The sequence below is a fragment of the Paraburkholderia sp. PAMB 6770 genome, assembly GCF_057748135.1.
The window spans coordinates 795,165-816,708 of record NZ_CM173239.1 but is presented as its reverse complement, the minus strand read 5'-3'; the positions used below and the strand labels follow the sequence as shown (position 1 = coordinate 816,708).

The 21,544-nt window shown below is 70.7% G+C and carries 14 protein-coding genes; 12 read left to right on the top strand and 2 right to left on the bottom strand.

Going from position 1 to position 21,544, the window contains the following annotated elements:
- Positions 1-196: 196 nt before the first annotated feature.
- Entirely contained in the window at positions 197-1,525 is a 1,329-nt protein-coding gene (locus tag AC3AP7_RS21070) for a GGDEF domain-containing protein (RefSeq protein ID WP_487364496.1), read from the bottom strand.
- Between the two features lie 516 nt (positions 1,526-2,041).
- Between AC3AP7_RS21070 and bcsD the strand changes: the two genes are divergently transcribed.
- From bcsD to AC3AP7_RS21010, 12 genes are all read left to right on the top strand, one after another.
- Positions 2,042-2,497, top strand: coding sequence for a cellulose biosynthesis protein BcsD (bcsD, locus tag AC3AP7_RS21065; protein ID WP_487364495.1), 456 nt, complete (start codon positions 2,042-2,044; stop codon positions 2,495-2,497).
- A 63-nt stretch (positions 2,498-2,560) separates the two neighbouring features.
- On the top strand, positions 2,561-3,700 hold the full coding sequence (bcsP, locus tag AC3AP7_RS21060) for a cellulose biosynthesis protein BcsP (protein ID WP_487364494.1): 1,140 nt from the start codon (positions 2,561-2,563) through the stop codon (positions 3,698-3,700).
- Positions 3,697-4,521: a cellulose biosynthesis protein BcsQ gene (bcsQ, locus tag AC3AP7_RS21055; RefSeq protein ID WP_487364493.1), complete on the top strand. Its 825-nt coding sequence runs from the start codon at positions 3,697-3,699 to the stop codon at positions 4,519-4,521. Before bcsP ends, bcsQ begins: the two co-directional genes overlap by 4 nt.
- Positions 4,518-6,713, top strand: a complete 2,196-nt coding sequence (gene bcsA / locus AC3AP7_RS21050; protein WP_487364492.1) for a UDP-forming cellulose synthase catalytic subunit — start codon at positions 4,518-4,520, stop codon at positions 6,711-6,713. Before bcsQ ends, bcsA begins: the two co-directional genes overlap by 4 nt.
- Before the next feature lie 123 nt (positions 6,714-6,836).
- Positions 6,837-9,362: a cellulose biosynthesis cyclic di-GMP-binding regulatory protein BcsB gene (gene bcsB / locus AC3AP7_RS21045; protein WP_487364491.1), complete on the top strand. Its 2,526-nt coding sequence runs from the start codon at positions 6,837-6,839 to the stop codon at positions 9,360-9,362.
- A gap of 28 nt (positions 9,363-9,390) precedes the next feature.
- Positions 9,391-10,533 (top strand): cellulose synthase complex periplasmic endoglucanase BcsZ, encoded by a 1,143-nt coding sequence (gene bcsZ / locus AC3AP7_RS21040; protein WP_487364961.1) that lies wholly within the window; start codon positions 9,391-9,393, stop codon positions 10,531-10,533.
- Positions 10,524-15,407 (top strand): cellulose synthase subunit BcsC-related outer membrane protein, encoded by a 4,884-nt coding sequence (locus tag AC3AP7_RS21035; protein WP_487364490.1) that lies wholly within the window; start codon positions 10,524-10,526, stop codon positions 15,405-15,407. Before bcsZ ends, AC3AP7_RS21035 begins: the two co-directional genes overlap by 10 nt.
- 61 nt (positions 15,408-15,468) lie before the next feature.
- Positions 15,469-16,395: a DUF72 domain-containing protein gene (locus AC3AP7_RS21030; RefSeq protein ID WP_487364489.1), complete on the top strand. Its 927-nt coding sequence runs from the start codon at positions 15,469-15,471 to the stop codon at positions 16,393-16,395.
- 57 nt (positions 16,396-16,452) lie between these two features.
- Positions 16,453-17,349, top strand: a complete 897-nt coding sequence (locus AC3AP7_RS21025) for a TolC family protein (RefSeq protein ID WP_487364488.1) — start codon at positions 16,453-16,455, stop codon at positions 17,347-17,349.
- A 479-nt stretch (positions 17,350-17,828) separates the two neighbouring features.
- Complete coding sequence (locus AC3AP7_RS21020) at positions 17,829-18,110, top strand: hypothetical protein (protein ID WP_487364487.1); 282 nt, start codon at positions 17,829-17,831, stop codon at positions 18,108-18,110.
- A gap of 122 nt (positions 18,111-18,232) precedes the next feature.
- On the top strand, positions 18,233-18,895 hold the full coding sequence (locus AC3AP7_RS21015; RefSeq protein WP_487364486.1) for a response regulator: 663 nt from the start codon (positions 18,233-18,235) through the stop codon (positions 18,893-18,895).
- A complete protein-coding gene (locus AC3AP7_RS21010) occupies positions 18,892-20,265 on the top strand; it encodes an ATP-binding protein (RefSeq protein WP_487364485.1) in 1,374 nt (457 codons plus the stop codon). The genes AC3AP7_RS21015 and AC3AP7_RS21010 overlap by 4 nt, the downstream gene beginning before the upstream one ends.
- 286 nt (positions 20,266-20,551) lie before the next feature.
- Here the strand turns inward: AC3AP7_RS21010 and AC3AP7_RS21005 are convergent, their stop codons facing one another.
- A complete protein-coding gene (locus tag AC3AP7_RS21005) occupies positions 20,552-21,499 on the bottom strand; it encodes a class I SAM-dependent methyltransferase (RefSeq protein WP_487364484.1) in 948 nt (315 codons plus the stop codon).
- Positions 21,500-21,544 lie beyond the last annotated feature (45 nt).

Sequence of the window (21,544 nt, the reverse complement as noted above, 5' to 3'; positions counted from 1 at the left end):
CACTCTGCCTTTGTATAACGGCAACCCTCCGACAAATATTTATGCCCCGGCATGCGGCGATACAAAAAGCGCCCGGATCGCTTGCCTGTGCTGGCTTTGCCTGTGCTGGCTTTGCCTGTGCTGGCTTTGCCTGTGCTGGCTTGCCTGTGCTGCCTTATCTGCCGCGCGCGCAGAAGGCGCACTAAAGGGATCCGCCTCAGGTCGCGCGGATCACCCGGTTGCGCCCCGCCGCCTTCGCCGCATATAGCGCGCGGTCGGCGCGCGCCATCAACGCGGAAAGCGGCTCGCCGTGCCGGTACTCGTCCACCCCGACGCTGAACGTATAGCGGCGCGGACTCGCGGCGCGCTCGGCCGCCTCGTCGTCAGCCGCCTCACGCTCAGCCCGCTGGTCGTCAGCCCCATTGATCGCACCCGCCGCCTCGGCCTCAGCCTCAGCCTCAGCCACCAAGCCCGCCATGTCAGCCATGTCAGCCGCGTCAGCGCCGGCACCCCACCCGGCCTCGCCCGTGGCCGCCGCAGCCGCAGCAGCCCCGCCGGCCGACGCAAGCGCTACGCGCAGACGTTCGAGCAGCGCGGCCGCGCCCGCGGCGGGCGTATCCGGACACAGCACGCCGAACTCCTCGCCGCCGAGCCGCCCGAACACGTCGCCCGCCCGCAGGTTGCGCGCGACGAACGCCGCAAACCGCACGAGCACCGCGTCGCCGGCCGCGTGGCCGTACGCGTCGTTGATCAGCTTGAAGCGGTCGATGTCGATCACCGCGAACGCGGCCGGCGCGCGGGCGCGCGCGGCGGCGTCGAGCAGCGTCTGCGCCTTGTGCAGGAACGCCCGCCGCGCAAGCGCGCCGGTCAGGTCGTCGATGTTCGCAAGACGCTCCAGGCGTTGCGCGAGCCGGTCGTGCGCCAGCATCACAAGGCCGGTCGAGACCGCCGGCGGCGCCAGCACGCCGAGTCCCATGAACGCGATGTTGACCGCGTCGACCTGCAGCAGATCCCCCTGCTCGACGATGCCGAGCCCGTACATCAGGCCGCGCGCGAGATGTCCCGCGCATAGCAGCAGCGCCGCGATCGCAACGAAGTAGTAGCTGTAGAGCGCCCGCGCCTGCGGACGGCAGCGCAGCGTCAATGCCGCGATCCACAGGTACAGTCCCGCATGAAAGGCCGAGACCAGCGCGACCCGTGCGTCGAAGTCCGGCGCGGCGTAGGTCCACCAGACGATGCCGGCCGCGACGAGCAGCAGCCCCGCGTAGCCCGCCCACGGCCGCCGGCCGATCCCGAAGAAGCGATAGCAGCCGTCGAGCACGAGCAGCAGTCCGAACGCCAGCAGCACGTTTGCCGCGACGATCGTCAACAGCCGCGGCGCATGCCCCTGGAGCGCGAACAGCGGCAACGCGGCGAGCGAGACGAGACTCGCGGCGATCCAGACGCCCAGCCCGGCGATCGCGGCCGGCCGCAGCGAGCCGAGCATGGCGACAGCCATCAGGCTCGCCAGCACCGTGACCACAAGAATACTGAATGGATTGAGCATGCGTTGAGCGGGCAAACCGGGACCGGTCCGCAAGAGGACAAGGCTATATTTGAACTCATATGCGCGAATTGCGGCAGCATAACGCATACCAATAAGCACGCCGCGCGCGTCGGCCGCGCGGCGCAGCGCCGCGCACGGCGCTGATGCGGCCTTACAACAGTCGGCCCTCACGGCGGCCGCGCCGACGCCCCGGCTTGCGCACGACCGTGCGATCCGCGCCTTCGCGCGGCACACGGCGTGCCTGCCCCCCGCCCGTAACCGCCAGTACCTGCCCGTAACCGCTTGCAGACGTCCGCGCACGCTTGCGTACCGTCGTGTCCCGCCGCCGCGAGGCCGGACATGCATGAGGCATCGACCCGCGATCGCCGCAAATGTGCGCAAACAGACCGACGTGCATCTAATTGTCCTGTGGCACAGTACTGAAGTATTAATTAGACTGCGCGGTGCAAAACCACGCTCCGTGCGATGCAGGCGCAAGGCGCGCATCGGCGGTCCGTCATCGCCCCTCACGAAGACATGACTCCCGTACTCGACTATCTTCTCGAGCAGCAGATTTCCCCGCAATGGCGCGGTCCGCTCACGGCGCTCGCGGAGGAGTTCGCCGCGCAACTGCGGCCGGCCGAATTGCGCCAGCTGATGCACCGGGTCGGGTGCCGCTTCGCCGCCGCGCATCCGCTGCCGCCGTGCGGCTCCACCGCCGAGCTGGGCGCCGCGCTCAACGCGCGCTGGCATGAGGCGGACTGGGGGTACGTGACGCTGTCCGACGAGCCCGGGTACCTGCGCATGGTTCACCATTGCGCGCCGCTGCGCGCATTCGGCACCGCTGCGCTCGGCTGGACGCCAGCCTTTCTCGAAGGCGCCTATCAGACCTGGCTCGCCGCGCTCGGCGCCGATGGACTGACCGTCACCCAGGCGGGCCCGTCCGACGATCAGACTGCGCTCGAGTTCCGGCTGGGCCGTTATCCGGGATGAATGTCCGCGACGCACCGGGCGTCCGCCGCGCGGACCGGCAAGACATCAGGAGACAGAGGCGTCATGAGCCCTTCGAGCGACATTGAAACCCTTTTCGATCACTTCGGCGGCAAGGCGAGCGGCTATCAGGAAATCGGCCGTGAAAACGAAGCGGGGTCGGCGCGCACGCGCTGGCCGCTGCTCGTGACGCTCGACCTGAAACAGCCGTCGATTCCGGCCATCGTGCCGCGCCGCACGCCGGAGGCGGCACCGCCGCAAGCCGCCGTGCCGGCCGTGGACCCGGGCGCGGCCGGCACGGCAGGCGCGGCCGCGTCCAATGAGCCGGGCAGCGCCGCGGCCACGACGCCGCCGAAGCCGCTCAAGGGGTCGATCTTCACGCGCGCGCACCGCCATTCGATTCCGCCGGTTGCCGCCGGCCCGACCGCCGATACGCCGCGCGGCGGCGAACGCTTTGCACCGCCGCCGGTCGTCGACGCAGCCGCGCAAAGCGCCGCGAGCGCGCTGCGCGAACCGCCGCCGCCCGCCGCCGATACTGCCGATGTTGCCGGCATCCGCCCCTCGCTGACAGCGCCCGCCGTGGCAGGCTCCGCGTCCGTCCACCCGGATGCGGGCGCCGAGTGGAATCCGACGGCATTCGCGCGACTGCGCGCGGCGCCCGCGCCGGACGCCAGCCGGGCAGGCGCGTCGCCCTCAAGCGTGCCCACGCTGCCCGCCGCACCGCTGCACGTTGCCGTCGCGCCCGCGCCGGCGTTCGGCGCCGCCCCCCCGCTGTCCGCACGCGCGACGGCGGCAGGCAGCACGCACGCCGCCGAGGCGCCGGACGATCCCGTCTCGCGCCCGCAAGTGTTCGGCGCACCGCCATCGGGCGCATCGGCGTTCGGCCAACCGCCATCCGGCGCACCCGGGTTCGGCACACCGCCATCCGGCACACCGGCGTTCGGCCAACCGCCATCCGGCGCACCAGCGTTCGGTGCGCAAGCGTTCGGCACACCGGCATCCGGCCAACCCGCGTCCATCGCACCCGCCGCCGCGCCGATCCTCGGCCGGCTGTTTGCGGGCGCGCCGGCCGCCGCACCGGTCGCGAACGCCCCGCCCACCGCGCTCGCGTCCCTCTTCGAGCGGCTGCGCCGGGGCGGCGCCCCGCAGACGGCACAGGCTGCGTCCCCTCACTCGTGGCTGACCAACGGCCCGCGCCGATCATGAAAATCATTGCGGTCGTCTCCGCGAAGGGTGGCGTCGGCAAGACCACCCTCGCCGCCAATCTGGCCTCCGTGCTCGCCGCGAGCGGGCGGCGCGTGCTCGCGGTCGACCTCGATCCGCAGAACACGCTGCGCCTGCACTTCGGCGCGCCGCTCGACAGCATCGACGGCCTGTCGCGCGCGACGCTCGCCGGCGACGCGTGGAAATCCGTGATGTTCGACGGCGTCGACGGCGTCACGGTGCTGCCCTACGGCGCGCTCACCGAAGCCGACCGGCGCCGCCTCGAAGCGCTGATCGACCGCGACCCGCTGTGGCTCGCGCGCGCGCTGGCCACGCTCGGGCTCGAAGCGGCCGACATCGTCGTGATCGACACGCCGCCCGGCGCGTCGGTCTACACCTGCGCGGCGCTCGGCGCGGCGACCTGCGCGCTGAACGTCGTGCTCGCCGACGCCGCGTCGTATGCGTCGATTCCGCAGATGGACCGGATGGTCGAAGCATACGCGGCGCCGCGGCCCGAATTCGGCGGCGTCGGCTACGTGATCAACCAGGTCGACCAGACGCGCGCGCTGACCCGCGACGTGCTGAAGGTGCTGCGCCAGATGCTGGGCGAGCGGCTTTTCGACGGCGTGATCCACGAGGACGAGGGCGTGGGTGAGTCGCTCGCCTGCGACACGACGCTGATCCACTACGATCCGCTCTGCCAGGCCGCCGCCGATTTCCGCGCGTGCGCACAGTGGCTGCTCGCGCGCGTGGACGCATCGGCTGCGTCGGCTGCATCGGCCGTGTTGGCTGCATCGTCCATCTCGCCCGGGAGCGTCGCATGAGCACGCCGCACGACACCGCCGCGGCGTCGCGGCTCGAACGCTTCGCCGATGCGCGCCTCTTGGGCAGCAAGCCGGTCGTCGTCTGCCTGACCGTGTTCGCGCTCGTCGTGCTGTACTTCGTCTTCACGGTGCCGCTCGCGTTCTACCCGCAGCTCACGTTCGCCACCTGCTGCTTCGTGTGCGCGCTGCTGTTCCGGCGTCTCGAAGGCCGCTACGTGACGCTCGTGATGATCATGCTGTCGGTGATCGCATCGGGCCGCTACATGTACTGGCGGCTCACCGCGACGACCTACTGGGAGCGCCCGCTCGACGCCGCCTGGGGCCTGCTGCTGGTGTCCGCCGAACTGTACGCGACGCTCGTGCTGCTGCTCGGCTATTTCCAGACCGCCTGGCCGCTCAAACGCGAGCCGCTGCCGCTGCCCGCGGACCGCAGCGCGTGGCCGAGCGTCGACGTGTTCATCCCGACGTACAACGAGCCGCTGTCGGTGGTCAAACCGACGATCTACGCGGCGCTCGCGCTCGACTATCCGCCGGACAAGCTCGCGATCCACGTGCTCGACGACGGCCGCCGCCCCGAGTTCAAGGCGTTCTGCGAGGAAGTCGGCGTGCACTGGACGATCCGCACGCACAACCGCCACGCGAAGGCCGGCAACATCAACGAGGCGCTGAAGATCACCCATGGCGAATACCTGGCGATCTTCGACTGCGATCACATTCCGACCCGCTCGTTCCTGCAGATCGGCCTCGGCTGGTTCCTGCGCGACCGCAAGCTGTCGATGCTGCAGACGCCGCACCATTTCTTCTCGGCCGATCCGTTCGAGCGCAACCTCGGCACGTTCCGCAAGGTGCCGAACGAGGGCGAGCTCTTCTACGGCCTCGTGCAGGACGGCAACGACCTGTGGAACGCGACGTTCTTCTGCGGCTCGTGTGCGATCCTGCGCCGCTCGATGGTCGAGGAGATCGGCGGCATCGCGGTCGAGACGGTCACCGAAGACGCGCATACCGCGCTCAAGCTGCACCGTCTCGGCTACACCACCGCGTACCTCGCGATCGCGCAGGCCGCCGGGCTCGCGACCGAGAGCCTGTCGGGCCATATCGGCCAGCGGATCCGCTGGGCGCGCGGCATGACACAGATCTTCCGCATCGACAATCCGCTCGCCGGGCGCGGGCTGAACCCCGGCCAGCGGCTGTGCTACCTGAACGCGATGCTGCACTTCTTCTACGGCATCCCGCGCCTCGTGTTCCTGACCGCGCCGCTGTCGTTCCTGTTCTTCGGCGCGCACGTGATCGAAGCCGCCGCCGGCACCATCGCGATCTACGCGCTGCCGCACATGATGCATGCGAGCGTCACGAACTCGCGGATGCAGCGGCAGTTCCGCCATTCGTTCTGGGCCGAAGTGTACGAGTCGGTGCTCGCGTCGTACATCACGGCGCCGACGCTGCTCGCGCTGATCAACCCGAAGCTCGGCAAGTTCAACGTCACCGCGAAGGGCGGCCAGATCGAGAAGAACTACTTCGACTGGGCGATCTCGCGCCCCTACCTGCTCCTGCTGCTGCTGAACCTGGTCGGCTTCGTCACGGGCCTCGTGCACATCTACCTGAACCAGCACGTGCACAGCGAGGTGCAGACCACCGTGCTCAACCTCGCGTGGACCGGCTACAACATGCTGATCCTCGGCGCGAGCGTAGCCGCCGCCAACGAGCGCCGGCAGATCCGCGCGGTGCACCGGGTCGCGATGAAGATGCCGGTGATGCTGAAGTTTTCGACCGGCCGCACGCTCGCGTGCGAGACGATCGACTACTCGGAGGGCGGGGTCGGCGTCGCGCTGCCGAACGGTATCGCGGTGCCGCTGCACGAGCGCGTCTGGGTGTCGCTGTTCCGCGGCAACGAGGAGTACACGTTTCCGGCCACGGTGAGCTTTTCCGAGCCGGGCCGCGTCGGCCTGCGCTTTGGCGAACTCACCCGCGAGCAGGAGTACGCGTTCGTCCAGTCGACCTTCTCGCGCGCCGACGCGTGGACCGGCTGGTCCGAAGGACGCCGCGAGGACACGCCGCTGCACGGCCTCGCGCATGTGCTGCGGGTGGGCCTGCGCGGCATCGCGCGGCTGTTCGAACATCTGTACGCGGATCTGCGCAGCTGGTCGGGGCAACGCCCGGCCGGCACCGACAAGCTGAAAAAGAGACAAGACTGATCTATGGGCAAAGGGATTGCGCAGACACGGAACCCCGATCCACAGCACGTGCAACGGTGCGGCAGCGCGTCCGCGCGCACGCCGCATCGGCCGCATTCACCGCATTGGCCGCATTGGCCGCGCATGCGCCGCTGGCTCGCCGGCTGGCTCGTGATGCAGACCGCGCTCGGCGCGCCGCTCGCCGCCGCGGCAGCCGACCTGTCCGGCGCGGGCGGCGCGACCCGCCCGGCCGCCCGCCTCGACAGCCCGCACAACGCAACGGACAGCGCCGGCACCTTGGGCAATACCGGTCGCGCAGGCAGCGCGGGCCGCACCGCCGCGCCCCCCGGCACGCCTGTCGCGACCGGCGTCGGCGACGTGCCGCCGCCCGGCCCGGCCACCCCGTTCGAGCGGGACGCGATCGTGCAGCCGCCGCTCGCCGAGCCGTCACCGGTACCGACGCCGCAGGCGCTGAAAGCGCTCGGTCTCGGCATCCATACGCCGACCACCAGCGACCCGGGCATCCTCGTGCCCGGCGGACGCCGCCAGACGCTCACGTTCGCCGATTACGGCGCGCGCGACCCGCTGCAGCTGCGCGGCACGGACGGCCAGAACGGCATCGCGTTCTCGGTGCGCAACGACGAGGTCGTGACCGCCGCGGTGCTGCATCTGATCTACAGCTACTCGCCCGCGCTGCTGCCGTCGATCTCGCAACTGAAGGTGCTGGTCAACGGCGAAGTGGCCGCGACGCTGCCGGTGCCGCGCGAGCAGGCCGGCATGCTGGTCGCGCGCGACATCTCGATCGACCCGCGCTTCATCACCGAATTCAACCACCTGAACATCGAGCTGATCGGTCACTACACGCAGCACTGCGAGGATCCGGCCAGCTCGGCGCTGTGGGCGACGGTCAGCAACGCGAGCGCGCTCGACCTCACGTACGCGTCGCTCGCGAGCCCGCCCGACCTCGCCGCGCTGCCGCAGCCGTTCTTCGACCGCCGCGACGTGCGCCGCCTCGAACTGCCGTTCGTGCTGCCGAGCCGGCCGGATGCGCCGACCCTCGAAGCGGCCGGCATCGTCGCGTCGTGGTTCGGCGCGCTCGCCGGCTATCGCGGCGCGCTGTTCCCGGCGCAGCTCGACGAAGCGCCGCTGTCGGGCAACGCGGTGGTCTTCGCGACCGACGACGCCCGCCCCGCCGGCGTGCCGATCCCGCCGATCGCCGGGCCGACGCTCGCGGTGGTCGAGCGCGCCGCGCCGGCGCGCGGCAAGCTGCTGCTCGTGCTCGGCCGCAACGACGCGGAGCTGAAGATCGCCGCCGAGGCGCTCGGCATCGGCAGCAGCGCGCTGTCCGGCGCGAGCGCGACGATCACGCATTTCAGCGAGCTCGCGCCGCGCGCGCCGTACGACGCGCCGAACTGGCTGCCGACCCACCGGCCGGTGCGCTTCGGCGAGCTGGCCGATCCGCGCGACCTGAGCGTGCGCGGCTACGACGCGGACGCGGTGCGCATCAACCTGCGCGTGCCGCCCGACCTGTTCATGTGGCACACCAAGGGCGCGCCGATCAACCTGCTGTATCGCTACACGGTGCGCCCGAAGGTGGACCGCTCGTCGCTGAACATCAGCATCAACGACGCGTTCGTCGAATCGCTGCCGATCCCGGCGCGCTCCACGTCGATCTTCGATCCGAGCCGCTATTTCAGCCGGCTCCAGCCGGATCACACCGCCGAGGCGCGCCGCACCGTGTACATTCCGCCGCTGCTGATGACGCCGCGCGCGCAGTTGCGGCTGCACTTCTTCTACGACATTCCGAATACCGGCGAATGCGCGGGGCGGCTGCTCGAAAACGTCGCGGGCGCGATCGATCCGAACTCGACGATCGACCTGTCCTCGTTCCCGCACTACATGGCGCTGCCGGATCTGGCCGCGTTCGCGAACAGCGGCTTCCCGTTCACGCGGATGGCCGACCTGTCGCAGACCGCCGTGATCCTGCCGAACGACGCCGATTCCAGCGACTACAGCATGTACCTGCTCGCGATGGGCCGCATGGGCGCCTCGACCGGCTACCCGGTCACCGGCGTGACAGTCGGCACCGCCGACCAGGTCGACCAGTTCGCCGACAAGGACCTGCTGATCCTCGGCGCGCCGGGCCGCCAGCCGCTGCTGCAGCGCTGGGCCGCGTCGATGCCGTTCTCGGTCGACGGCGACGCGCGCACCTTCCTGCTCTCGGACATCGTGTTCAGGCTGGAGGACTGGTGGCACGGCGACAACGGCGTCGAGCGCACGCCGGCGCGCGCGGACCTGTCGCTCGTGAGCACCGGCGGCTCGGCGCTGCTGACCGGCTTCGAGTCGCCGCTGCGCAAGGGCCGCAGCGCGGTCGCGATGATCAGCGCGGCCGGCCAGTCCGACGCCGACCTGAGCAGCGCGCTGCTCGACGCCGACATGCTGCCGCTGATCCAGGGCGCGATGGACGTGATCCACGGCCGCGACGTCACCGTGACGTCGAACGGCAACGCATACTACATCGGCCATCTGTCGCCGCAGGAATACCTGCGCTGGGCGCTGTCCTCGCATCCGCTGCTGCTGCTGCTCGCCGGCGTGCTCGCCGCGCTGATCATCGCCGCGTTGTTCTACCGGGCGCTGCGTGCAATCGCCGCGCGCCGACTGAAGGATTGACATGCCGGTCCGAATGAAACTCGCCCGGATGGCCTCGCTCGCCGCCTGCGCGGCCGTCGTCGCGGCGGGCGCGAACCGCGCGGCCGGCGCCGCGCCCGCGCCGTCCTGCGACTGGCCCGCGTACCGCAACTTCGTCACGCATTTCGTGCAGGACGACGGCCGCGTGATCGACTACTCGACTCCCGCCCAGCAGACCACCTCCGAAGGCCAGTCGTATGCCATGTTCTTCGCGCTCGTCGCGAACGACCGCGCGACCTTCGAGCGGCTGCTCGGCTGGACCCGCGCGAATCTGGCGGACGGCCAGTTCGACGCGTCGCACGTGCGCCTGCCCGCGTGGCAGTGGGGCCGCCGCCCGGACGGCGCGTACGGCGTGCTCGATCCGAACGCCGCGTCGGACGCGGACCTGTGGATCGCCTACGATCTGCTGCAAGCCGGCCGGCTGTGGCGCGACCCCGCGTACACGCGGCTCGGCAGCGCGCTCGCGGCGCAGATCGCGCGCCGCGAGGTGGTCGCGCTGCCCGGTCTCGGACCGATGCTGCTGCCCGGGCCGCAAGGCTTCCAGAGCGGCGGCGTGACGCGGCTCAATCCGAGCTACCTGCCGCTGCCGGTGCTGCGCGCGCTCGCCGTCGCGCAGCCCGACGGCCCCTGGCGCGCGCTCACAGGCAGCGCGTACCAGCTCGTCAAGGCGACCGCGCCGCGCGGCTTCGCGCCGGACTGGGCGGCGTGGCGCGCGGGGCAGTTCGTCGTCGATCCGAAGAGCGGCGACCTCGGCAGCTACGACGCGATCCGCGTGTACCTGTGGGCCGGCATGAGCGCGCCCGCCGACCCGCTCGCCGCCCGCTGGCTCGCCGCGCTCGGCGGGATGCGCGCCGAGGTCGCGCAGCTCGGCTATCCGCCGGAGAAAGTCGCCGTCACGACCGGCGCGGTCAGCGGCGAAGGACCCCTCAGCTACTGGGGCGCGCTCGCGCCCTACTTCGCCGCGCTCGGCGATACGCGCGCGCTCGGCCTCGCGCGCGCGCAGCTGGCCGCGCTCGACGCGCCGCCCACCGCGCAGGGGCCGCGCTACTACGACTGGGTGCTGGGCCTGTTCGGCGCCGGCTTCGTCGGCGAGCGCTTTCACTTCGACGCGAACGGCGCGCTCGTGCCCGCCTGGAGGCCCGCATGCGACTGAACGCGCTCGCCCTGGTCCTGAGCGTCGCCGGCCTCTGCGCGCTCGCGCCGCCGCATCGCGCGTGCGCGGCCACGCCGGCAGCGGTCAATCCGCTGACCGTGCTGATCGATCAGGGCAAATACTGGCAGGCCCACCATCGCGGCGACCTCGCGGAGCAGGCATGGCAGAAGGTACTGCGCATCGATCCGAAGCAGCCCGACGCGCTGTTCGGCATGGGCATGGTGCTCGCGGACCGCAAGGACGGCAGCGGCGCGCAGCAATACCTCGCGCGCCTGCGCGCGGTCGCGCCGAACTATCCGGAGATCGACGAACTCGGCCGCCGGCTCGGCGAAACCAGCCTGCGCGACCAGACCGTCAACGACGCGCGCCGCCTGGAACAGAGCGGGCAGACCGCCGGCGCGCTCGCCGAGTATCAGCGTGCGCTCGCCGGCAAGCCGGCCACGCCCGAACTGCAGCTCGAGTACTACCAGGCGCTCGCGTCGACGCCGCAGGGCTGGGACGAGGCGCGCCGCGGACTGCAGGCGCTCGCGCAGGCGCATCCTGACGACCCGAAATACGCGCTCGCGTATGCGCAGCATCTGACCTATCGCGACGTCACGCGCCGCGACGGCATCGCGCGTCTCGAAACGCTCGCGAGCGACGGCACGGTCGGCGCCGCGGCCCTCAAGAGCTGGCGCCAGGCGCTGCTGTGGCTCGACGCGCGCGCCTCGGACGCACCGCTGTTTCAGGCGTACCTGAAGCGCGTGCCGGACGACGCGGCGGTCAAGGCGCGCTTCGACTCGATGGTGCAGCAGGATGCCGCGGCGCGCGCACGCGCCGAGCAGGGCGCGCTCGCGAGCGCGCGCGGCCGCGCGATCGCCGACGGCTTCGCCGCGCTCGATCGCGGCGACATCGCGACGGCGCGCGCGCGCTTCCAGTCAGTGCTCGCGACGCACCCGAACGACAGCGACGCGCTCGGCGGCATGGGCATCGCCGCGCTCAAGCAGGAGCAGTTCCCGCAGGCGCGCGACTATCTCGAACGGGCCTCGCACAATGGCGACGCGGCCCGCTGGCGCAATGCGCTGCTGAGCGCCACCTACTGGACCTACACGAGCGAGGCGCTCGGCGCGCGCAGCAACGGCGAGCTGGCGAAGGCAAAAACGCTGTTCGAGCGCGCGATCGAAGTCAATCCGTCGGACGTGACCGCCCAGGTGCAGCTCGCCGACATGCTGATGGCGAGCCGCGACTACGCGGGCGCCGAACAGGCATACCGGATGGCGCTGCGTCGCCAGGCCGACAATCCGGATGCGATCCGCGGCCTGGTCGGCGCGCTCGCCGCCCAGGGCCGCGGCAAGGAAGCGCTGCAGTTCGCCGAGGCGCTCACGACCGAAGAGCAGGCGAAGGCGGGCGGCATCGACCGGCTGCGCGGCGACGCCGAAGCGGCCGAAGCGCGCGACGCCGAGGCGCGCGGCGATCTCGGCGCGGCGCGCAGCCTGTTCGAGGATGCATTGCTTGGCCGTCCTGACGATCCGTGGCTGCGCCTCGATCTCGCGCGCATCTACGTGCGCGAAGGCGCGCTTGGCACTGCGCGCAGCATGATGCAGGGACTCGTCGCCGCCCACCCGGAGATGACCGACGCACTGTACGCGAGCGCGCTGCTTGCCGCCGACATGCAGGACTGGTCCACCGGGCTCGCGGAACTGGACAGGATCGCGCCCGCGCAGCGCACCGATGCGATGACCGCGCTGCAGCACCGGCTGTGGGTCCATCAGCAGGCGGGCGTCGCGATCCAGCTGGCAAAGAGCGGCCGGGCCCAGCAGGCGTTCGCGACGCTGCGCGCCGCGGAACCGGTGGCCGGCAACGCGCCCGAGCTGGTCGGCGCGCTCGCCGCCGCGTACCAGCAATGCGGCGATCCGTCCCGCGCGCTGTGGATGATGCGCGGTGCGCTCGCCGCCGCACCCGGCGACGCGGATCTGCTGCTGCAGTACGCGGGCATCCTGCTCGCCGCCCATCAGGACGCCGAACTGGGCGACGTGATGCGGCGCCTCGCGGCGACCCCGCTCACGCCGCAGCAGCGCGGCAACTTCGACCAGCTGAACGTCGCGATCATCGTGCGCGACGCCGACGCGGTGCGCCAGCGCGGCGACCTCGCGGCCGCCTACACGGTAATCGCGCCGTGGCTCGCCGCGATGCCCGACGATCCCGACCTGCAGGCCGCGCTCGCGCGGATGTACGCCTCGGCCGGCGACGACGGCCACGCGCTCGCGAGCTATCGCGTCGCGCTCCGGCGCCGTCCGTCGGACCCCGCGCTGATACTCGGCGCGCTTTACGCGGCGGTCGGCGCGAAGGCGTTCGGCACGGCGGAATCGCTCGCGCAGCAGGCGCTCGCCGCCGCGCCGAACGATCCCGACGTGCTGGCCGCCGTGGGCCGGATGTACCGCGCCGAAGGCAAGCTCTCGCTTGCCGCCACTTACCTGCAGCGCTCGCTGGTCGCCGCCAGCACGCCGCCGGGGCCGCTCGCGGCCGGCGGCAGCGCGGGCAACGTGCCGCGCGACTGGGCGATCGCGATGCGCCGCATCGGCGCGACGCCGCTGCCCGGCACCAATCCGTTCGAGGGCAAGACCGCCATCGTCAGTCCGGCGGACGCCGTCGCGCTCCCCGCCGGCAACGGCTTCGGCGCGAACGCGACGCCGGCGTCCCCGTATCCGCCGCCTCTCTATCCGACGCAGACCGTGCCGACCTACCTGCCGCCCGCGCCCTATCCTGCGCCCTATCCTGCGCCCTACGTGGCGCCTGCCCCCGCGCCGCTTGCGCCCGGCGCCCAGCCCGCTCCCGCGGCCCCGCCGGGCGCCGCTTCCGGCGGCTACGGCGCCGACGGCTACGGCACGAGCGAGTCCGGTGCGCCGGCGTATGGCGCACCGCTGCAGCCGTACGCGAGCACGCCGGCCGCAGTGCCGCCTGCCATGCCGCCCGCCGCGTCCCCCTATGGCGCCGCGCCCTATGCGCAGCCTTACGCGCCCTATGCACAGCAGTCCGCGCCTTATGCGCAGCAGTCCGCGCCTTATGGCACGCCCGCGCCCTATCAAAGCACGCCGTGGCCGATGTCGCCCGCCGCGCGCGAAGCCGAAGCGCAGGTGACGCAACAGCGCGACTCGGCCGCGCGGCGCACGGCGGCACCCGCGCCGCATCGGGCCACGCGCAAGCAGGCAAGCGCGGCGCAGCGCCGCAACGAAGCGCGCGCCGCGCCGCGTCCGGCGCCCGCGTACGCGCCGGGCTATGCCGCGGCGCCCTACGCGCCGCAAGGCTACGCCCTCCCTCCCTACGCAGCGCAAGGCTACGCGCCCGCCCCCTACGCAGCGCAAGGCTATGCGCAGCAGCCGTACTACGGCGCGCCGGCCTACGCGCAGCAGCAGGGCTATGCGCCGCCCGCCTACCCCGCGCAGCAGCAGGGCTACGCCCCGCCCCCTTACGTGCCGCAACCGCCTGCCGGCGCCGCCCGCTACGCGCAGTCGCAACCTTATGTGCCGCAGCCTTACGGCCAGCAGGGCTATGCGCCGCAGCCCTACGTGCCGCAGCCGCCCGCCGCTTATGCGCAACCCTATGCGCAACCTTATGCCGCGCAGGCCGGAGGCCAGCCGGCGCAGGACAGCACCGCGAACTCGCAGACGCTCGGCGTCGCCGCGGAACTCGCGCAGATCAACCGGGAGCAGACCAGCACCGTGAGCAGCGGCCTCGTGTTCCGCAACCGTGCGGGCGAAGCCGGGCTGTCCGGTCTCACCGACATCGAGGCGCCCGTCGAAGGCCGCATCAAGGCCGGCGACGGCCACGTCGTGATCACCGCGACGCCGGTCACGCTCGATGCCGGCACCGCTTCGACCAGCACGTCGACGCTCGCGCGCTTCGGCTCCGGGCTGTCGTCCTATCAGTCGTACCTGAACGCGAAGAATGGCGTCAATGCGTACGGCGCGCAGAACTCGAGCGGCGTCGGCCTGTCGCTCGGCTACGAAACCGCGAGCCTGAAGGGCGATGTCGGCGTGACGCCGCTCGGCTTCCCGGAGACCAGCATTGTCGGCGGCGCGCAGTACAGCGGCGCGATCACGGACAAGGTGTCGTACTCGCTCGAAGTCGCGCGCCGCGCGGTGACCGACAGCCTGCTGTCGTATGCCGGCGCGCGCGACCAGGGCTCGAACCTCAAGTGGGGCGGCATTACGTCGAACGGGGGGCTCGGCAGTCTCTCGTGGGACGACGGCACGAACGGCGCTTATGTCAACGCGTCGTACCAGTACTACACCGGCGACAACGTGCCGAACAACCAGTCGATCAAGGGCGGCGGCGGCGTCTACTCGCGCGTCGTGAAAAACACCGACCAGACACTGACGGTCGGCGTCAACGCGACCATGATGGGTTACAACAAGAACCTGTCGTACTTCACGTATGGCCAGGGCGGCTATTTCAGCCCGCAGACCTATGTGATCCTGAACCTGCCGGTCGAATTCGCCGGCCGTTACGACGCGTTCGTCTACGACGTGAAGGGCTCGCTGGGGGTCCAGTACTTCCGCGAGGATCCGTCGAACTACTTCCCGCTCGGCGGCGCGCAGCAGTCCAACGCGGCCGGCTACGCAGCGGCGGTGAACGCGAGCGGCGTGAACGTCGACAGCGGCGCGGTCTACCCGGGCCTGAGCAAGACCGGCCTGAGCTATGCGTTCAGCGCGACCGGCGAATATCAGCTCGGGCCGCAGCTCGCGGTGGGCGCCACGGCGTCGCTCGGCAATGCCTATGACTACCGCGAGTGGCTGGCCGCGGTGTACGTGCGCTACAGCTTTACGAAGCAGACCGGGTTGATGCCGTTCCCGCCCACGCCGCTCAGGTCGCCGTATCTGTCGCTGTCGGAGTAAAGGGCGCGCGTCGCCCCGGGAGGCCAGACAAGCCGCGCCGCGGATCGCGAAGGAGTCACGCATGAGCATCGCATGCGGTACCGCCGGCTGGACCGACCGGTCGCTGATCGCGTGCCGGCGCTTCTATCCGCGCGGCTGCAGCAGTGCGGAGGCGCGGCTGCGCTACTACGCCACGCAGTTTCCGCTGGTGGAGGTCGATTCGGCCTACTATGCCATGCCGTCGGTGACGAATGCGCAGCAGTGGGCGGCGCGCACGCCGGATGGCTTCACGTTCAACGTCAAGGCGTTCCGCCTCTTTACCGGCCACCCGCGCGCGCCCGACGCGCTGCCGCGCGACATCACGCTCGCGCTGCCGTCGCGGACGGCGCAGGCGGCCGCGCGCCGCACGCTGTATTACCGTGACCTGCCCGACGAAATCCGCGACGAAATGTGGCGCCGCTACCGCGACGCGCTCGAACCGCTGCGGCAAGCCGGCCGCCTCGGCGCGGTGCTGTTCCAGTTCGCGCCGTGGGTCGCGCGCAGCGCGGCGAGCGCGCGTCATATCGACGACTGTGCGGCACGCATGGGCGGCCACACGCTCGCCGTCGAGTTCCGGCATCCGTCCTGGCTCGACGACGCGCATGCCGGCACGACGCTCGCCTTTCTGCGCGAACGCGGGCTCGTGCATGTAATCGTCGACGCGCCCTCCGGCGTGCGCAACCGGGCGCACACCGTGTGGGACGTCACGTCCGCGTCGCTCGCGCTGGTGCGGCTGCACGGCCGCAACGCCGCGACGTGGGACAACAGCGGCGCGGCCGCATCCGGGCGCTTCGACTACGACTACAGCGACGCGGAGCTCGACGCGCTGAGCGGGCCGATCCGGGCGATTGCCGCGCGCAGCGCCCGCACCCATGTGATTTTCAACAACTGCTTCGAGGATCAGGGGCAGCGCAACGCGCGCACGCTGATGCGCCTGCTCGGCGACGCGGCGCTGGCGCCGCCGACGTGAGCGCATGACGCATACGGCGGGCCGCGTCGGCTACCGGATCGGCTGCGCCTGCGCTGAATGAACGACGTCGGTCAGCACGTCGATTGCCGCGTGGGCGGCGTCGATGCCGGCCAGAGGGGTTGCGATTTCAGAGCCGGCCGCGACGCCGCGCGCATACGGTGTACCGCGATGCGAGTGGGCCACCCGGTGCGGATGTGTCTGGGCAGTGGCGCAATTTTTGAGACCTTTCATCGGACCACGCTGTGCTACAGTCGCAGCGCCGCTTTCGTGTGGATCGTCAAGATTTGTGTGATTCGGATTACTTATCATATTTTTCTCTTATCCGGCTGGTGTCGCGCTTGCCTCTGCCCGCCCGATTTCTACGGATGGGCCTGCCAGGCGACGCATCCATCGGTGCGCGCCGCGCAGGCACAGTACGAGGCAGCGCTCGCGAAAATTTCGCAGACGCGTGCACAGGGGCTGCCCTCGATCAGCCTGGTCGGCAAGTACAGCCGCGACAACCAGCCCGAGAGCATGGGACTCGGCCTGCCCACCTACCCCGCGACCGGCCACGACGCGTACATCGGCGTGCAGGTCAGCATCCCGCTGTTCGAGGGGTTCGGGCGGCATTACCAGATCGACCAGGCACGCGCGCAAGCCGAGCGGCAGCAGGATGCCGTCGACGACGCCAGGCGCCAGGTCGCCCTCGACGTTTGGACCAGCTATCAGACACTGAGCGCTGCGACGCAGAACGCACAGACCAGCGAAAAGCTGCTGGATACCGCGCAACGCGCATGGAAGGCGGCCCAGCACCGCTACGATGCGGGCGTGGGCAACATCCTCGAACTGCTAAACACGCAGGCCGCGCTGGCAAACGCAAAGCAGCGCCGCATCGAGGCGCTGGCAGACTGGGACAATGCGCGGGTCGATCTCGCCGCGAAGCTCGGGCGGCTCGGGCCGGCCGACCTGCACTAGAGTGCCGCGCCACGTCGCGCACGGCGCTCACGCCCGATGTTCCCTCGCCCTCCATCCGCCTGTGCGTCGCGCCCCCGCGCGGACGGGCGCGTGACCGTCCGGAAGCCGCGGATGCACGCATGCGCGCATCCGCGATCCGGCCCCGGCACGCGTTGCGGCCGGGTCACGTTCAAGGAAACGCGCATGAAAAAGGGGACCGTTCCTCAAGGCCGGCGACGATCTGCGCATGGGGCAGCCGCGCCGCCGCCCAGCTCAGCACGGCTTCACGTTCGATCCCCCGCGAGCGGTCCCGGAACCGTATTCCCGTCGCGACGACGCAACGCGACGCTCGCATGGCGCGCCATAAGCTCCCGCTAAGGTTGGCTGTGTAATCTGCACGATAACGTCGGGCAATCCGCACGACGCGCAACGGCATCCTCGACACACCATGCAATTTAGTCAGGATGACTTATCACTATGTCACGAAGGAGTCCCGCATCATGAAGCCTGCCCTGACCCTCTCCTTTCTCGCCGTCGCCCTCGCCCTCGCGCTGCCTGCCGCGGCCTTCGCGCAAAGCCAGCCAACGCCGGGCGAACCGCAAGCCGGCACCGCGCCCGCATGGCAGCAAAACGCACCGTCACGCAGCGCCACGTCGGGCGCCGACGGATCGGGCTACGGCGCCCAGCCCGGCAGCGTATCGGACGCATCGTCGATGCACGGATCGCGCACGACGCGCTCGCTGTCCGACTGGGACCCGCACGGGATATTCGCGCATCACTGAGGCACGCCACTGAGGCACGCCACCGAGGCACACTGCCGAGGCACACGACCGCCGCCCGCCGCTTCAGGCCGTCTTAAGGTACAGTGCGGCACAATGGACTACCCTGATGTGCGGAGGCCGCCATGCGACTGCTGCTGGCAGAAGATGACGAGATGATCGCCGAAACGGTGCTCGATTCGATGCGCCGCGAAGGCTACGCGATCGACTGGGCGCGCGACGGCCGCGAAGCCGAGCTGTCGCTCGACAACGGCGTCTACGACCTCGTGCTGCTCGATCTCGGCCTGCCGCGCAAAGACGGCATCGCGGTGCTCGATCGCTATCGTCGCCGCGGCGGCGACGCGCCGGTCATCATCCTCACCGCGCGCGACGCGATCAGCGAGCGCATCGGCGGACTCGACGCCGGCGCCGACGACTACCTCGTCAAGCCGTTCGACCTGAACGAACTGGCGGCGCGCTCGCGCGCGCTGCTGCGCCGCCGCACGGGCAAGAAGCAGCCGATCTACACGCACGGCGCGCTCGCGCTCGATCCGGCCGCGCACGAAGTCACGAAAGACGGCGCAGCAGTCGCGCTCGTGCCGCGCGAATTCGCGCTGCTGCGCGTGCTGATCGAGGAGCCCGCACGCGTGTTCACGAAGGCCGAACTCGAAGAGCGTCTGTACGGCTGGGGCGAGGAAGTCGGCAGCAACACCATCGAAGTGCACGTGCACAGCCTGCGCCGCAAGATCGGCGCCGAGCAGATCGTCACGGTGCGCGGCGTCGGCTATCGCCTGAAGCGCGACGCATGACGTCGATTCGCCGCCAGTTGCTCGGCTGGCTGATCTGCGGGTTCGCCGCCGCGTCGGCCGCCGCCGGGCTCGGCATTTTCCACACCGCCCGCGAAGAAGCCAGCGAACTGTTCGACTACGAGCTGCGCACCGTCGCGCTGTCGATGCCGGTGAACCTGCAGACCGCGCGCACCGTCGAACAGCCGCAGCCGGGTTTCGAGGGAATCGCCGACGACCGCATCCTGATCGAGATCTGGGACGACAACGGGCAGCTCATCTATCACTCTCGCGCGCGCCCGACGCTGCCGCGCTTTCAGGACGGCCTGCGCACGATCGGCCACGAAGACAATCACTGGCGCGTGTTCGGCGCGCGCCAGCCGGGCCGCTACGTGCAGGTCGCACAGCCCGTCTCGGTGCGCAACACGCTCGCGCTCAAGCTCGCGCTGCATACGCTGTGGCCGCTCGCGCTGCTGCTGCCGGTCGCCATCCTGATCGTGCTGCTCGTCGTGGCGCGCGGACTCGCGCCGGTCAAGGCGCTATCGCGCGCGCTCGCGACGCGCTCGCTGAACTCGCTCGAACCGCTGCGTCTTGGCGGCACGATGCCAGTCGAGCTGAGCCCGCTCGTCGATGCGCTGAACGATCTGCTGGAGCGGCTGAACGTCGCGTCGCAGGCGCAGCGCACGTTCATTGCCGACGCCGCGCACGAATTGCGCTCGCCGCTCACCGCGCTCAAGCTGCAGCTTCAGGCCGCGCTGCAGGACGGCACGCTGGCCGGCGAGCCGCACACGCTCGAACGCATCGAAACGCGGCTGAACCGCATCATCCGCCTCGTTCAGCAGTTGCTGACGCTCGCGCGCGAAGATGCGCGCCCCACGCTCGACGTCGCGCGCGTGAGCCTGCGGCGGCTCGGCGAACAATCGGTCAGCGACTTTTCGCTGCTCGCGGAGCGCAAGGGCATCGATCTCGGCCTCGAATCGCGGCCGCCGGTCGCGCCGGACGATCCGTGCGACGTCGTGGGCGACGCGCACGCGCTGACGACGCTGCTGAACAATCTGATCGACAACGCGATCCGCCACACGCCGGTGGGCGGCCAGATCGACCTCGTGCTCACGCGCAACGGCGAGCACTTCGGCTTCGAGGTATGCGACACCGGCCCGGGCATCCCGGAGGCCGAACTCGAACGGGTGCTCGACCGCTTCTATCGCGGCAGCCACGCGCAAGGCACCGGCAGCGGTCTCGGGCTGTCGATCGCCACCCGCATCGTGCAGCGGCACCGCTTGAGCATGACGCTGCGCAACAACACGCCGGGCCCCGGCCTGAGCGCATCGGTCGGCGGGCTGGCCCCGGCCGCGCCTGGCACGCCGCCCATCCCGCCGCACCGCGCGCCGTGAGCGGCAGCCGCGCGCCGGACCGACCGGCGCGCCCCGCAGTTATGCTCCGCAGTCATGCATGGCCGTCACACCCTGCAGTTACGCCTCGCCGTTACGCCTCGCCGTTACGCCTCGCCGTTACACCCCGCAGTTACACCCCGCAGTTACACCTCACCGTCACACCCCGCAGTTACACCCCGCCGTCACACCCCGCAGTTACACCTCACCGTCACACCCCGCCGTCACACCTCGCCGTCACACCCCGCCGTCACACCCCGCCGTTACGCCTCGCCGTCACACCCCGCCGTCACGCCGCGTCCGGCTTGCGCGCGGTCAGATACGCGATACGCAGCGCGCCGAACTGACGGCCGCTCTCGACGAGGGGCCGCAGCCTCGCCTCGAAGAAGTGCCGCTCGTCGGCGGAAAACCGCTCCGCGAGAATCGCCGAAAGCGGCGGCGCCCACGGATGCGGCGACGTCCTGACAAAGGTGCTCCACGACATCGCACCTTCGGCGCGCACGTCGATGTGCAGTTCGAGGTGAATGTCGACGAAGCCGGTATCGATCGCGAAACGCACGAGATCCCGCTCGCCGTAATTCGTGATCGGAAGCTGCCGGACCTTCTCCTCGGTATCGGGATATTGCGCGGCGCGCCAGCGCAGCAGCAGCGGAAAGAACGGGTCGCCGTCGCCGGGCGCGCGCGCATCGACCAGCTTTTTCAATGCGCAGACTTCAAGCGCCTCGTCGCGCAGGACCGGCTCGGCCATCGACAGCCGGCCGCCCGGCTTCAGAATGCGCGCGCACTCGCGCAACGCGGCCAGCTTGTCGGGCACGTACGCGAGCACTGCACGCAACGTGACCGCATCGACGCTCGCGTCGCCGATGCCGGCGAGCCGCTCGGCCGGCGCATGCACGAACGCACACTGACTGCCGACACCGCGCTGCGCCGCCTGTGCCTGCGCATGCCGCACCAGCGGCGCGGACACATCCGTCATCACGACGCGCAGCGACGGCCCGATCCGCTCGATCGCGCGCAATGCGACAAGACCATCGCCAGTACCGATGTCGGCGAGCGTCATGTTCGGCTGCAGGCACGCGCCGTCCAGCACGCGGTCGGCATAGCGCGTGATCTCGGCGCGCACCTCGTGCGCGTGCGCCGCGTCGTCTCCATGCCGGCGATGCAGCAGCCAGTCGGACCAGAGGTCGGACCCGGCGTCGATATCGAGGTGACGATCGGACGGCAGCAAGACAGGCACCCCGGCTCCAGATGAACTGGAGGCGGATCTTACCGCGCGACCCTG